Consider the following 13,922-nt stretch of genomic DNA (forward strand, 5'->3'; position numbering starts at 1 on the left):
CAACCGACCGGCCAGCCGCCACCCGAGCTACTGCAACATCATCACATCTGCTACACAAGGGGCATGCGCGAATTCCCTGCCCGCAGGCTCGTCTGCCTCACCGAAGAGACCGTCGAAACGCTCTATCTCCTCGGCGAGGACGAGCGCATCGTAGGGGTGTCGGGATACGCCGTCCGCCCGCCCCGCGTGCGGCATGAAAAACCGCGCATCTCGGCCTTCACGTCAGCCGACATCCCGAAGATCGCCGCGCTCGAACCCGACCTCGTGCTGGCGTTTTCCGACATCCAGGCCGGTATCGCGGGCGACCTCGCTCGCGCCGGTCTCGCCGTCCATGTCTTCAACCAGCGCGACCTCGCCGGCATCTTCGCCATGATCCGCACAGTCGGCGCGCTCATCGGCTGTCCGGACAAGGCGAACGATCTGGCGCGCTCGCTCGAAGACCGCGTGCGCGCCGTCGCTTCGGAAACGCGCTCGCGAACGCCGCGGCCGCGCGTCTATTTCGAGGAGTGGGACGATCCGATGATTTCCGGAATCTGCTGGGTCTCGGAATTGATCGAGGTTGCGGGCGGCGACGACATCTTCGCGGAAAAGCGATCGGCGGCGGCGGCCAAGGATCGCATCGTTTCGGCCGACGACGTGCTCGCGCGCGCGCCGGACGTCATTCTGGCGTCGTGGTGCGGAAAGAAAGTCCGGCCCGAGAAGATTTCCGATCGTCAGGGCTGGCGCGACATGCCGGCCGTCGCCAATAACCGCATTCACGAGATCAAATCTCCGCTTATTCTCCAGCCTGGCCCGGCGGCGCTGACCGACGGGCTCAATGCCATCCGCAATGCCCTTGCTTGAATCGCGAGTCCTCATGCTGATCAGATTTCTGGCGCTTATCGTCATCACGGTGCTGAACATCGCGCCGCTCGCCGCGAAGGAAAACATTCTCTCGCTCTCGTTCGGCAAGGGCGTGCTGAGCCTCAGTGCACACGAGCTGCTCATCAGGCCCGACGCGCAGACGATCACGATCCCGGCCGACGTCTCCTATCGCCGCGCCATGACGTATCGCGCGGTGCCGCTCATCGCTCTGATCGGCGACGTCGGTAAGCTCGGCTTCACGACGATCGAAGCGCGAGCCAAGGACGGCTTCGTGTCTCAGATACCAGTTTCGCTGATCATGCAGGGTGCGTCGGGCGGCTCCGTCGCATGGATCGCGATCGAAGAGGCGAAGGCGCCCTGGCCGAACCTGCCGGGCAAGCAAGCGAGCGCCGGGCCGTTTTACCTCGTTTGGGAGAATCCGGAACGCTCGAGCGTTGGCAGCGAGCAATGGCCGTATGCGCTTGCCAGACTGACCGGCGTCGACGATCCCGTTCGCCGCTGGCCGCAGCTCGCGGTCGACTCCTCACTTGCGGGCGACGCGAAAGAGCGTCTTGGGCAAGCATCGTTCATCAAGAATTGCATTCCCTGTCATCGCCTCAACGGCGCGGGAGAAAGCGCGACCGGCCCGGACCTCGGCAAGCCGATGAATGTCACGACATATATGACCGCCACCGGCCTTCACGCGTTGATCCGCGACCCGAAATCCGTGCGCACGTGGCCGGAACAGCAAATGCTGGGCTTCGGGCCTGAAAAAATCCCGGACGCCGAAATCGACGCGTTGATCGCGTTCCTGGCATATTCGGCGAAGCGCTGACCGCCGGAGCTTCCCGGCGGGTTATGGGCCAAACGTGGGGTTGCGTTATTTTGCCTTGCGAATCGCAGCAATAACGATCCGCGAGCTTGCGTGAGGGAAAAAGAATGAGCGATCCGACCATTACCTGTCCGAACTGCAGCACCGAGATCAAGCTCAACGAATCTCTCGCGGGCCCGCTGATCGCCGCGACACGCCAGCGATACGAGAAAATCATCGCCGACAGGGAACAGGCGATGGGTGCACGCGAGGCCACGCTTCGCGATCGCCAGGCGGAGATCGAACGTCAGAAGGCGTCGATCGAGGAACAGATCCGGACGCGCCTGCAAACCGAACGGGAGGCGATCGCCGCCGAGGAAGCGCAGAAGGCGAAGCTGCGCACCGCAGGAGATCTCGATCGCAAAGCGAAAGAGATCAGCGAGCTTCAGGACATTCTGAAAGAACGTAACGTCAAGCTCGAGGAAGCGCAGAAATCGCAAGCCGAGCTGCTTCGCAAGCAACGGGATCTGGACGACGCGCGGCGCGAACTCGATCTGACGGTCGAGAAAAAAGTGCAGGCCTCGCTGGCCGCCGTTCGCGACAAGGCGAAGCTCGATGCCGAAGAAGGCCTGAAGCTGCGCATGGCCGAAAAAGATCAGCAGATGGACGGCATGCGCAAACAGATCGAGGATCTGAAGCGCCGCGCCGAGCAAGGCTCGCAGCAATTGCAGGGTGAAGTTCTGGAGCTTGAGCTTGAAGCGATGCTTCGTTCACGTTTTCCGCGCGACGCCATCGAGCCGGTGCCGAAAGGCGAATTTGGCGGCGATGTTCTGCATCGCGTCGTCGGGTCGCAAAACCAGGTTTGCGGCACGATTCTCTGGGAGCTGAAGCGGACCAAGAACTTCAGCGATGCCTGGCTTGCAAAGCTGCGCGAGGATCAGCGTTCGGCAAAAGCCGAGATCTCCCTGCTCGTCACCAGCGCGCTTCCGAAAGGCGTCGTCGCATTCGACCTGATCGACGGCGTCTGGGTGGCCGAGACGCGATGCGCGCTTGCCGTCGCCGTGGTGCTCCGCCAGTCGCTGATCGAACTCGCGATGGCGCGCGATTCCGGCGAAGGCCAGAAAACGAAGGTCGAGCTTGTCTATCAATATCTGACCGGCCCGCGCTTTCGCCAGCGCGTCGAGGCGATCATCGAAAAGATTTCCGACATGCAGGCCGACCTCGATCGCGAGCGCAAGGCGATGACGCGGCTCTGGGCAAAGCGCGAGGCTCAGATCAGGGGCGTCGTTGAATCGACTGTCGGCATGTACGGCGACCTGCAGGGCATCGCCGGACGTAGCCTGCAAGAAATCGACGGGCTCGATCTGGAATTGCTGGACGGCCCGGACGCCGCGATCTCATCCAACGACCCGAATGAGCTGTGAGCGCGCCGCGTAATGCGGTGCCGTCAGGTGCGAGGTTTCACGGGCAATTGCAGGGACAGCCTTGTATCGGGGAAACGCCATATCCCGGGAAATACCGGGGGAATTCGGAAGAGCGCGAATAGCTAACTCTTTGAAAAGACTGGTCGGAGCGAGAGGATTCGAACCTCCGACCCCTTGCTCCCGAAGCAAGTGCGCTACCAGGCTGCGCTACGCTCCGCCCGACCGTCAGCCTGAGTTTAGGCTTTTTCTCTGAGGCGCGCGAGATAGTAAGGCGCCTAAGAGAGGGGCGTTATAGCGATCTGGAGGGTGGCCTGCAAGCGCTTGATGTGATTGGTGTGACAAGTCCAAATGCCGCGTCCGGACGGCGCAGCTTTTGAGTCTTCGAACCCTTCCACAGGCGGCTGGTGGCGCTTTGCCACGCACCATTGCCGCCCCTGCGACGACTGATTATGGTGCCGCTCCGCCGGGGCTCTCGCGCCGGTTTTCCAAACGGCATGATGGGATGTAGCCAAGTGGTAAGGCAGCGGATTTTGATTCCGCCATTCCCAGGTTCGAATCCTGGCATCCCAGCCAATTTTGCAGCCGTATTCGCATATCGTTGCGAGATCATTTCCACTCGATAGCCCGGTTTCGGTTCTGATCTCGCGCCTTGTTCGTTCCTAACGACGCAAAGAATTCTCGTCGCTCCGACGAGATACGCGCTCGATGCGTGGCGTCTTCATCGCGCGAAGCAAAATCGCCCCGCGCCGAACCGCTCAAGAAAACTCTCCTCTATTGACCTTGGACAAGCCTCGCGATTTTGCAGGCTTGATATTCAAGTCCCGTTGCTCCATCCGATCCGCATGGATGGCTCGATGGGTCATCCATCTGTACGGACTATCACGACACGCACCATTCTTCGGAGAACCCATGACGAACATTATCTTCAAAGCCGGCGAAGCGACCGTCCTCGCCGCCGAAGGCCAATACACCGATGCGATGCCGGAAGTGCTGATCGGCTCGGTGAATGGCCCGGTTGGCCACGCCTTCGCAAGCATGATGGGCCAATCCGCCGGACATACCCGTTTCTTTGCGATCCGCGACCTCAACCAGCTCGCACGCCCCGCCACGATGATGACGTCCAAGGTGACCATCACATCCGCGGAATACATCGAATTGTTCGGCGGCGTGGTGCAGGGCGCCATCGCTGATGCCGTCGTGGACAGCGTTTCCGAAGGCGTCATCCCGAAAAACGCCGTCGATGATCTTTGCATCGTCGTGACGGTGTGGCTCGATCCGCGTTGCGCCGGTCATGCCGAACTCGACAAGAAAGATCTCTACCGGACCAACTACGAGGCGATGAAATTGGCCATCGCACGGGCGCTGAAGGGTGAACCCAGCATCGATGAGCTGATCAAGAACCGCAAATCGATCAAGCATTACGCTCTCGAGGGCGTGGTCGAGAACTGACACCTCATTTCTTATGAGCAACGGCTCTTATGAGCGACATTGGGCGGTGCGCTTCCTGGGAAGCGTGCCGCCCAACTTTTTCAGTATCAGCGATATTGCTGCCCGCTCGTGTTGCGACCGCAGTTAACCGTCGGCTTCCGACCGCCCCTTCGAATTGCAGCGACATCCAAACTCTTGATGTCAATCAAATGCGGGATTGAGAGGGACAACTAGAATCTCCGGATCAATTGCAGATCTGGAGGCCGTCGTGCTCAACTTGCTCGTTCGCCCGATCATGTTCATCTCGGCGCTTATCGCGGCCGTCTTCGTTGCGCGCGACGCCCCGAACTTCGGCGTCATCCAGATGGTGATCGGCCTGTTCCTGATCGTGGCGCTCGTCGCTATCGGGGCGTTCTGGGAAACGCTGACCGATCGTTGGCGGAGCAAAGCCAAATCCCGCGAACCGCTATAGTTCCACCGTTCCAGCAGCGGTCGAGACGAAGGCGCGCGTTCCGTCTGCCCGCCGCAGCAATTCGACAATCTGCTTGTCTTCCATGAGCGCGCACGCCGTCGATAGCGCATCGGCCGACGCCGCGGTGTCGCTGACGACGGACAGGGCCCGCGCAGGATCGGCGCAGCGGCCAGTGACCGGATTGAAGATGTGGTTCGACTGCCCGGACTTATCGAACTGAAATCCGCTGGCGGCCGATGTCGCGACCGCCTTGTTGACGAGGTCGATCGCGGCCGGCGTCTTTGCAGTATCGACGGGTCCTTGCAGAGCCGCACTCCAGGGTTTGCCGTCCGCATGCGTGCCAAGCGCGCGTATTTCGCCCATGTCGACGAGGCAGCTTTCAAGGCCCGCTTCGCGCAGCAAATCGACGACGCGATCGGTGATATATCCCTGCGCGATGCCGTTGAGCGTCAAGCCCATGCCGGGCTTGTCGAAAACGATCTGATCGCGGCTGAATTTCACTTGTCGCCAGCCGACGAGATGCAGCGACTGCGCAAGCTTTTCGGCCGGCGGCGGCGTGGTTTCTCCAGCTTCCGCGAAGTGCTTGTAGTAGCAGGTCCAGAGCGGCTGCACGCTCGGATCGAAGACGCCGCCCGTCACCTTCCAGGCACGGTCGCACTGCTGCAGCACGTCAACGAGTTCCGGCGGCGGCGCGACGAGCACGCCACGGCGATTGAGATCGCAAAGAACGGAATCTTTGTCGTAGAGCGTGAAAATCATCTCCAGGCGGCGCGCTTCAGCAACCACGCGATCGATCAGTTTGCGCCCTGCTTCGCGATCGGGATGATAGATCCGGATCGTTGCGACGCTGCCGAGCGAAACGCCCTGCCATTCGAGCAGGGCAGCTTGGTCTTCGGCATGCGATCGCGCGAACGGCAGGAGGCCCATGCCTGCGGCCGCAGCCGTGATGGTGACGAATTTTCGCCGTGTAGGATAGCTCGTCATATCGCGCTCCTAGGGCGAACCGATGGCTTCAGTTGATCGAGTGGCGTCTGTTCCGATATCCGACGTCAGCACGTAATCGTGCGGAACTTCGGAAAACGATAAGACGCGGCCGCCGTTGCTTTCGGCAAACTTGTCGGCTGCGGCGCGATCCGAAAACGGCACCGTTTCCGGCGCGCCCATTCCACTTTGTTTGCGGCTGTCGACGACAAAAAATGCCTGACGTGCGTCGACCCAGTTGTCGTCGCCCGGCTTGTCCCAGGTCTGCGCTTTGCCCATGTCGGAGACGTAGATTGCGCGCACGTCCTTGGACTCTTCCGCGAGGATCGTGAACGCGAAGGCGTCGCGGGCCGACGAGAACCACACCGGATCGGTTCGGCTGGCAAGAATGATCTGGCCTTTGGGACCAGGATGTTCGGCGAGAGCCATGCCGCAGTAATGTCCCGTCGCATCGGCGGTCAGATGCTGCGGCGGTGGCGGCGCTTCGCTCGCCTTTTCCCGGCAGCCCGCCGTTGCGAGCGCAAACGAGAGCATCACGCCGATGAGGAGCCAAGCCCGCGTCATAGCTCCCTCCGCGAGAAGGTCAGCCCAGCGAGCGTCAGCGGCACCAAGACCCAGATCACAAGTGTGGCGAGCAGCACGGCCGGACTGAGACTCGCCTGATCGGCGATGCCGGACATGTTCGTTAGCACGCTGACGTTCTCCGCTCCCGCCAGATTGAACAGGCGATACACGTCAGTCGGATTGAACAGCAGCATGCCGCTCACGGCCGCGGAGGAAATCGTGCGGCCCTGGTCGACCACCAGAGCACCGAGCATGGCCATGTCGAATAGAACCACCAGCAGCAGCCAGACGCCGATCGAGATTCCGGCAGCGGTCGCCCGCTCGCGCACGAGTGCGCTGATCAGATAGCCGATGGCGATGAAAACGGCGCCGAGCAAGATCGATGTCAGGATCATGCCCGCGAAAGCGGCCCAGCTTCCGCCTCCGATCTCGGCGCCAGAGACCATCAGCGCGATGGCGGCAGCGCCATAGCCGAATGCGGTCGCGAACGTCAGGACGGCGAGGTGGCCTAAGAACTTTCCGAGCAGAACCTGAAGGCGGCTGACCGGATAGCTCAGCAGCAGCAGCATCGTGCCGCGCTCCATCTCGCCGACGATCGCATCGTGCGAAATCAAGAGCGCGACGAGCGGTATGACGAAGATCGTCAGGCTCGACAAGCTGACGATCACGACATCGAGCGCGGAGGTTCCGACGGTACCCGTCGGCGCGCTGCCAAGGAACGTCAGCGACAGCGCGAGCGCCGCGAGCAGCAAGGTCATCGCGACGACCCAGCGATTGCGCAGGCACTCCTGAATTTCCTTCCAGGCGATGAGCAAAATGTTGGTCATGCTGCGGCCTCGCCGTGACGGCGCAGGAAGTGCGCGTAGAGATCGTCGAGTGTCGGCTGCAGGATCGCAACATCCTGTGCGGGTCCTGCCGCATCGGTCGCTCGGCGGATGAGTTCGATCTTGGCGCCTGGCGCCGCGTCGAATTCGACGAGATGGCCGTTGATCTCGCGCCAGTTCGGAACCGGTCCGACGAGCGCCGAAAGTTTTTCCGCCTTTCCGGAGGCGACGGTGACGCGAATTTTGATCGGCAGCCCTGCGAGCTTTCGCAGCTCGTCGATCGAGCCGTTGGCGACCATCCGTCCGCGATTGAGAATGATGATGCGGCTGGCGCGTTCCTCGAGCTCGGTCAGTGCATGCGACGAGAGCACGATCGTTGCGCCCTGCTGCTGCAGCTCTTGCACGATCTCGTAGAATTCGAGCCGCAGCGCCGGATCGAGGCCGGTCGTCGGCTCGTCGAGGAGAAGCAGCAACGGATCGCCGAACAGCGCCTGGATCAAGCCGAGCCGCTGGCGCATGCCTTTCGAATACGTTCGGATTGGCCGGTCCGCGGCGGCCGTGAGACCGACGCGCTCGAGAAGGCTGTCGATTTTATCAGTCGATGCGTCCTTGAGGCGGGCGTAAAACGACAGCACTTCGCGGCCCGTCAGCGCGCCGTTGAATGAAACGCTCTCGGGTAGATAGCCGAGCCGCTTGCGTGCCGCGAACTCTCCGGCGGCGGGGTGATCACCGAGCACGCGGATGTCGCCCGACGTCGGACGTGAAAGCCCGAGCATCATCTTGAAAAGCGTCGTCTTGCCGGCGCCGTTGTGGCCGATCAGAGCAACCGACTCGCCCGGCTGCAGCGCGAAGGAGACATCATTCACCGCCGCGATCGCGCCGTAGCGCTTTTCAATGTGCTCGAGTTCGACGATGGCTGTCATGGCCGCGCTCCCTCGCCATAGTTTTGCGCGGGCAGCGGCGTGGGCGCCATCAGCGGATGCGTGTCAACGACGCCACCGGGAAGAATTGCGGGGAAGCGCGCCTGCGCCCAGCGAATGATTTGCACCGCCGGACTGTTGACGAGAACCTTGGCCTCGGGCGCCGTCCACAACACCTTGTCGATGATGTCGTTCGGACGGTAAGCGGCGTCGGCGATGCCGTCGCCATTGAGATCGAAGGCGGGATTGTCGCTCCAGAAGTTTCCGCGGCCGTTTTTCGACCAGTCAAGGTAGCGTGTGCCGACGTATTTGACTTGGTTGCGGTTGCCGATGAAGGCGTTGCCGACCATCTCATTGCCTTCGGACCCGGCTGTGAAATGTATTCCGATCTCGCAGCCCTCGAAGCGGTTGTCGACAAATCGATTCTTGTTGGCGTTGTAGATGAATACGCATTTTTCCGGTCCGATGCGAGCGCCGTGCGCGAGAGACGGCGCGTGATCGCCAACGGGGAGCATCCCGTCCTCGCTCGCAGCTTTGCCGGCGAGCCCCGAGCTCAGCCAACGCTCCTGCGGCTGCAGCCGGCCGCGCACGAAGTTTCCGGAAATCTCGGAATTATTGGCGAAGTTGAGCAGCAAGCCGTGATCGCGGTCGCCGTCGGAGACATTTCCATGAATGCGCAAGTGATGCGAGAACATGATCGCGAGCCCGACGGTGTTGCCGATCGAGACGTTGTCGCTCACCTCGCTATTGTTCGTATACATGTAATGGATGGCGAAGCGCAGATCGCGAAAACGATTTTTGCTGAAGACGTTGTCGCGGCTGGTGTTGGCGAGGATGCCATCGCGTCCGTAGCGGATGTCGTTATTGACGATCTTCGCGCCGGGCGAATTCCAGAGCGAGACGCCGTTGCCGGCGTCGGAGATGCGGATATCGCGCAGCCCTTCGATGACGTTGTCGCGAACCTGCGAGTCCGTCGCGCCGTGCACGTAGACGCCGAACAGATTGCCTTCGATGCGATTTCCTTCGACCAGCGCGCGCTCGGCAGTCTGGGCGAGGAACACCGCGGAGTCCATGCCTTGAAGATCGCGGCCTGAGCCCTTGATCGTCAGGCCTTTGATCGTCACGTCGGGCGCATTAACGGTGATGACGCTCCCCTCGCCATCACCGATCACGGTCGCCCCGGATTTTGCGACGAGCGAGACAGGTCGCTCGATCCGAAGCCGGCCGCGATAATCTCCTGGAGCAAGCTCGATGACGTCACCGTCCTGCGCATGCTCCACCACGGCCTGCAGCGCTTGCCCAGGCGTAGCGTCGATCTGCGCGGCGCCGGCGTGGCGGGAAAATCCCGCCACGACAAGCACTGCCGTCAGCATACGTAGGATCGGTCTCACGTCGTTCCTTGCTTAAGCGCCGTGAGGCTCGACGAGCATACGGCCCTTCATTTCCATGTGCATCGCGTGGCAGAACCACTGGCAATAGTACCAGTGAACGCCAGCGAGATCGGCGGTGAAGGTCACGGATGCGGTCGCCTGCGGCGCGACTTCCATCGCGACGCCATAGTTGACGATCGTAAAGCCGTGCGTCAGGTCTTCGACAGCGTCGATGTTCGTGACATAGACGGTGACCTCGTCGCCCTGCTTGACCTGGAAATCGGTCAAACCGAACGTCGGAGCGGTCGACGTCATGTAGACGCGAACCTTCTTGCCGTCACGGATCACCTTCGAGTCGTTCTCCAGATCGACGCCATCGGCCTTCGCTTGCTTGACCGCGTCTTCGAACATCGGGTCGGCGCGATTCCAGATCGACACTGGATTGATCTTGGAGCGATGAACGATGGTCGCGTCGTGCGGTTCGGCAAAGCTCGGGCCGTCGTGTACGATGGCCATCTTGTCGCCCGAGATGTCGATGAGCTGATCGTTTTCTGGTTTCAGCGGACCGACGTTCAGGAAGCGATCCTTCGAAAACTTGTTCAGCGAGATCAGCCATTTGCCATCGGCTTCCTTGGTTTGACCCATGGAAGTGTGATTGTGGCCGGGCTGATACTGCACATCGAGCTTCTGGATGATCGGATTGACCTTTTCACCCGCGTAGGCGCGCTTTGCGAGATCCAGGTTCCACTTGCAGATCTGGCTGTCGATGAACAGCGTCGTGTAGCAATTGCCTTTGCCGTCATAAGCGGTGTGTAGCGGTCCAAGTCCGAGTTCAGGCTCGGCGACGACGGTATCGCGCGGCTTGATCTTGTCGTCGAACAGATCGTCGAACTTCCGCACGTCGAACACCGTGCATGTCGGCGACAGCTTGCCGTTGGCGATGATGTGAATGCCGTCCGGCGCGGTGTTGATGCCGTGCGGACCGTTGGAGACCGGAATGTAGCGCGTGTAGGGCGAACCTTTGCGGCCGTCGATGACCGGCACGCCGCCCATTTCCTTGAAGTCGCCCTTCTTCACCGCTTCTTCGATGCGCTTGATGTTGAAGACGGTCAGCCAGTCCTGCTCCTTGGCGGTCATTTCGGCGAGCGTGACGCCGCCCTCGGAATTGTAGCAGGTCGAGAACGCGTACTTGCCCTGATAGTCGGCGTCGACGTTGTCGAGGTTGCCGTCGACGATGACCTGCCACGCCACCTTCATCGTGTCGCCATCGACGGCGGTGAAGATCGAGTAGTAGTCTTTCGGGCTGTTGAGAACCTTGCCGTCGTTGGGAAGCGGCACGCCATCTTCGCCGTTGCAGAAAACATAGCCCGTGCGCGGATATTTCTGCACGCGGAGGCCATGCACCGTGTGCTGGTTCGGCAGCTGAATGATCTTATCGCACTTCATCACGTCCAGGCGGACGCGCGCGACGCGGGTGTTGGCTTTGTCGTTCATGAAGGCGTAGCGGCCGTCGTAGGTGCCGTCGGTGAACGAGATATGCGGATGGTGAAGATCGCCGTTCATGTACGTGCCGCCGCGATTCTTCAAAAATTCACGCGATTCCGGCGTGAGATGTTCGGTCAGAACCTTGAGGCTTTCGTTGGTTTGTCCCCAACCTGTCGCGCTGCAGCGATTGAACACCGGTACGCGCATCAGTTCACGCATCGAAGGAAGGCCGACGATGCGGAGCTCTCCGCACTGTCCGCTGGAGAAGAACACGTAGTATTCGTCAAGATCTCCCGGCGCGACATTGATGTTGCCGTGCGCCGCGCCGCCGGCGGCCTGAGCGTTCGCCCGGCTCACGAGTTCGGAAGCGCCTATTCCGCCTGCGATTCCGGTTACACCTGCAGCGGCAATCACACTTGTCTGGCCAAGCATGTCGCGCCGTGTCAGGCCCTTCGTCTCTTTCTTGCTGGTCATAAGAATCTCCTCACGTCAAAAATGGCGTGTTTATCGCCGGGCTACGATTTCACGATTTTTCCGACATAGCTGATGAGTGGCCGCACCGGCTTCGTCGGAGGATTTTGAGTCGAAGGCGATGCGAGAGCCGCGCTCCGCTCGCGCTTCAGCCGCACCTGGATCATGTGCGGGCATCGGTGGTCGTCGTAGTAGAGCTCCTGACAGTGCATGCAATAGATGCACTCGTTGACATTGATGTGTCCCTCCGGATGGATGGACTGAACGGGGCATTCGTTGGCGCAGCGCTGGCACGGCGAACCGCATTCAGGCCAGCGGCGCAGCCACTCGAACATGCGCAAGCGTCCGGGGATCGCGAGCGCGGCACCGAGCGGGCACAGGTAGCGGCAGAAGAACCGCTCGACGAACAAACCCGCAGACAGCAGCGCGACCGCAAAGAGCACGAACGGCCACTCACGCATGAACTTCAGAATGATCGCGGTCTTGAAGGGTTCGACCTCGGCAAGATGTTCGGCCGCTGCGATCGAGTAGAGCGACACACCGAAGAGGACGAGGAAGATCACGTATTTGATCGGCCACAAACGCTCGTGCAAATTCCACGCGACGCGCAACTGCGGAATGCCGACGGCCTTGGCGGCGGAGTTCATCAGCTCTTGAAGTGCGCCGAACGGGCACAGCCAGCCGCAGAACGGGCCGCGTCCCCAGAACAGCAGCGAAATCGCCACCGCCGACCAGAGAATGAAGATCAGCGGCGCCATCAGGAAGTATTCCCAGCTGAAGCCGGTCACGAGCGCGTTCGTGAATGTCAGAACATTGACGACGGAGAGCTGCGCGTTGGCGTACCAGCCGAGCCAGACAAGCGTGAAGGCGAGAAAGCCGCGCCGAAGCCAAGTATAGAAGACTGGCCGTCTGACGAGCGCGTTCTGGAAAAAGAAGATGCCGGTGAGTATCGCGAGCGCGACCAGCGTGATCGCGATGGAGCCGGTCTCCCGCTCCCACATCTGTTTCCACAGCGGCTCGTCTCCGCTCGCCACTTCGGACGATGCCGCTTGCGAAGCGGGCGCCGCGACCCCGGCTTGACTGACGGCCGCCGGTTTTGCTGCAGGCGGAGCAATTTTTTCGCGACGGACGTAGCGGTCGGGAAGCGTGTACGGGAGATCGAACGTCAGGAACGCTTTCTCGCGCGTCCCCGTCGCGCGCTGCACCAGAAGCCGGAGGTCCCACGGCTCCGTCGGATCGAAGGCGAAGTCGGTTGGTACAGTGAACAGCCCGATTTCGCGCAGCATGGGTGCGCCTTGCGCCGCGAGATCGCCAAGCCTCTCATGATTGCGATCGCGGAATCGAACCCCGGCACCGGCCTGCTCGAGTTCAATGCGATCGAAGATACCGCCGCGAACGTAGCCCGAACCCTTGAAGGAATAGATGCCGTTACCTGCGACCAACATCGCCTGTTGGCCGGGCTTCAGGCGTTTCTGCAGCCGCTCGTACACGGAATCGCCGAGGAGACTTTTTCCTATCACCGGAGGCGTGACGAGCGCTGCATACAAATCGATGAAAGTGTCTTCGGGTTTTCCGTCCTCGGGATACGCCGCCGCGTCTTTATTATCGGACTTTTCGAAAGCGCTGTTGATCTCGGAAACGGAAAGCGTCAGCCGCCGCACGGAGCCGTCGCCAAGCAGGCTCTGCCAGTCGCGGGTTTCATTCTGGGCGAGATCGAGCGACTTCGTTTCCGTTGCAACCGCTGCTGCTGCCGGACCGGCGGATGAGGCATCGCCCGGCGAAAGACGTCCGCTTTTCACGAGTTTAACGGCGGAGCGCACGACACTGTCAGCCATCACCAGGATGGTTACGGTCGCACCGCTGACGATATCCGGCTGCGGCGGCTGCTGGCCGCCCGAAGCGATCGGCCCGATATGGGCGCCGATGAGCTTATTCAAGGCGCCGACGACGCGCGCTTCCGGCACGCCGACGAGCACGATCGGCTCTTTGTGCTCAACCAGCTTGAAGCCGGTCAGCACGCCCTGCGGATCAATACCGACGAGAATGCGGATCGGCTTGCCCGAATAGCCGACTGCGCCGGTGAAGTCGGTCGTGAGGTAAACATAACCGGCGAGCGTTTCGTCCGCATACACTGGAAGAATCGGCGGTTCGCCTTGAGGCGTCCCAAAACGGGTCGCCTTCGGAAAGAAATCTTGCGGCGCAGCGTGACCCGCAAACTCCATCAGCTTCGACTGTGCGATCGCCGGTGATATCCACGAAAGGAGACCGCATGCGATTATTGTCACGCAAAGCCAACGTGTCAGTTTTACGATCACAAAGACCCTCCTAA

General features: G+C 61.2%; 12 protein-coding genes and 2 tRNA genes. 6 read left to right on the forward strand and 8 right to left on the reverse strand.

Translation table 11 applies throughout. The annotated features are described in order from the left end of the window. Window positions 1–63: 63 nt before the first annotated feature. The 3 genes from HDEN_RS09195 (at window position 64) to HDEN_RS09205 (ending at window position 3,078) form a co-directional block, all read left to right on the forward strand. Window positions 64–843, forward strand: a complete 780-nt coding sequence (locus HDEN_RS09195; protein ID WP_013215834.1) for a cobalamin-binding protein — start codon at window positions 64–66, stop codon at window positions 841–843. Window positions 844–856: 13 nt separating this feature from the next. Then, window positions 857–1,678 (forward strand): cytochrome c, encoded by an 822-nt coding sequence (locus HDEN_RS09200; protein ID WP_013215835.1) that lies wholly within the window; start codon window positions 857–859, stop codon window positions 1,676–1,678. 104 nt (window positions 1,679–1,782) lie between these two features. Further along, complete coding sequence (locus tag HDEN_RS09205; protein WP_013215836.1) at window positions 1,783–3,078, forward strand: DUF2130 domain-containing protein; 1,296 nt, start codon at window positions 1,783–1,785, stop codon at window positions 3,076–3,078. 140 nt (window positions 3,079–3,218) lie between these two features. On the opposite strand, the gene HDEN_RS09210 is transcribed toward HDEN_RS09205, so the two are convergent. Next, window positions 3,219–3,295, reverse strand: a tRNA-Pro gene (locus HDEN_RS09210). Between the two features lie 281 nt (window positions 3,296–3,576). Between HDEN_RS09210 and HDEN_RS09215 the strand changes: the two genes are divergently transcribed. The 3 genes from HDEN_RS09215 to HDEN_RS09225 all read left to right on the forward strand — a co-directional run bounded on the left by HDEN_RS09215 (window position 3,577) and on the right by HDEN_RS09225 (window position 4,978). Then, window positions 3,577–3,651: transfer RNA gene (locus HDEN_RS09215), tRNA-Gln, on the forward strand. A 336-nt stretch (window positions 3,652–3,987) separates the two neighbouring features. Continuing rightward, window positions 3,988–4,527, forward strand: coding sequence for a formaldehyde-activating enzyme (gene fae, locus HDEN_RS09220; RefSeq protein ID WP_013215837.1), 540 nt, complete (start codon window positions 3,988–3,990; stop codon window positions 4,525–4,527). A 247-nt stretch (window positions 4,528–4,774) separates the two neighbouring features. Beyond that, entirely contained in the window at window positions 4,775–4,978 is a 204-nt protein-coding gene (locus tag HDEN_RS09225; RefSeq protein WP_013215838.1) for a hypothetical protein, read from the forward strand. Here the strand turns inward: HDEN_RS09225 and HDEN_RS09230 are convergent. Genes HDEN_RS09230 through HDEN_RS09260 form a run of 7 tightly spaced genes read right to left on the reverse strand, consistent with a single transcriptional unit; the run spans window position 4,973 to window position 13,908 of the window. Next, on the reverse strand, window positions 4,973–5,962 hold the full coding sequence (locus tag HDEN_RS09230; RefSeq protein WP_013215839.1) for an FAD:protein FMN transferase: 990 nt from the start codon (window positions 5,960–5,962) through the stop codon (window positions 4,973–4,975). The two genes, HDEN_RS09225 and HDEN_RS09230, sit on opposite strands and share 6 nt — an antisense overlap. Before the next feature lie 9 nt (window positions 5,963–5,971). Then, the gene (locus tag HDEN_RS09235) at window positions 5,972–6,523 is read right to left on the reverse strand and encodes a nitrous oxide reductase accessory protein NosL (protein ID WP_013215840.1); all 552 of its coding nucleotides are present in this window, start codon (window positions 6,521–6,523) and stop codon (window positions 5,972–5,974) included. Continuing rightward, window positions 6,520–7,350 (reverse strand): ABC transporter permease subunit, encoded by an 831-nt coding sequence (locus HDEN_RS09240; protein ID WP_013215841.1) that lies wholly within the window; start codon window positions 7,348–7,350, stop codon window positions 6,520–6,522. Before HDEN_RS09240 ends, HDEN_RS09235 begins: the two co-directional genes overlap by 4 nt. Next, window positions 7,347–8,270: an ABC transporter ATP-binding protein gene (locus HDEN_RS09245; protein ID WP_013215842.1), complete on the reverse strand. Its 924-nt coding sequence runs from the start codon at window positions 8,268–8,270 to the stop codon at window positions 7,347–7,349. The genes HDEN_RS09240 and HDEN_RS09245 overlap by 4 nt, the downstream gene beginning before the upstream one ends. Beyond that, window positions 8,267–9,640, reverse strand: coding sequence for a nitrous oxide reductase family maturation protein NosD (locus HDEN_RS09250; RefSeq protein WP_041921622.1), 1,374 nt, complete (start codon window positions 9,638–9,640; stop codon window positions 8,267–8,269). Before HDEN_RS09250 ends, HDEN_RS09245 begins: the two co-directional genes overlap by 4 nt. A 30-nt stretch (window positions 9,641–9,670) precedes the next feature. After that, the gene (nosZ, locus tag HDEN_RS09255) at window positions 9,671–11,596 is read right to left on the reverse strand and encodes a TAT-dependent nitrous-oxide reductase (protein WP_013215844.1); all 1,926 of its coding nucleotides are present in this window, start codon (window positions 11,594–11,596) and stop codon (window positions 9,671–9,673) included. Window positions 11,597–11,637: 41 nt separating this feature from the next. Then, entirely contained in the window at window positions 11,638–13,908 is a 2,271-nt protein-coding gene (locus tag HDEN_RS09260) for a NosR/NirI family protein (protein WP_013215845.1), read from the reverse strand. Window positions 13,909–13,922: the final 14 nt, after the last annotated feature.

The sequence above is a fragment of the Hyphomicrobium denitrificans ATCC 51888 genome, from assembly GCF_000143145.1.
Classification (GTDB): domain Bacteria; phylum Pseudomonadota; class Alphaproteobacteria; order Rhizobiales; family Hyphomicrobiaceae; genus Hyphomicrobium_B; species Hyphomicrobium_B denitrificans.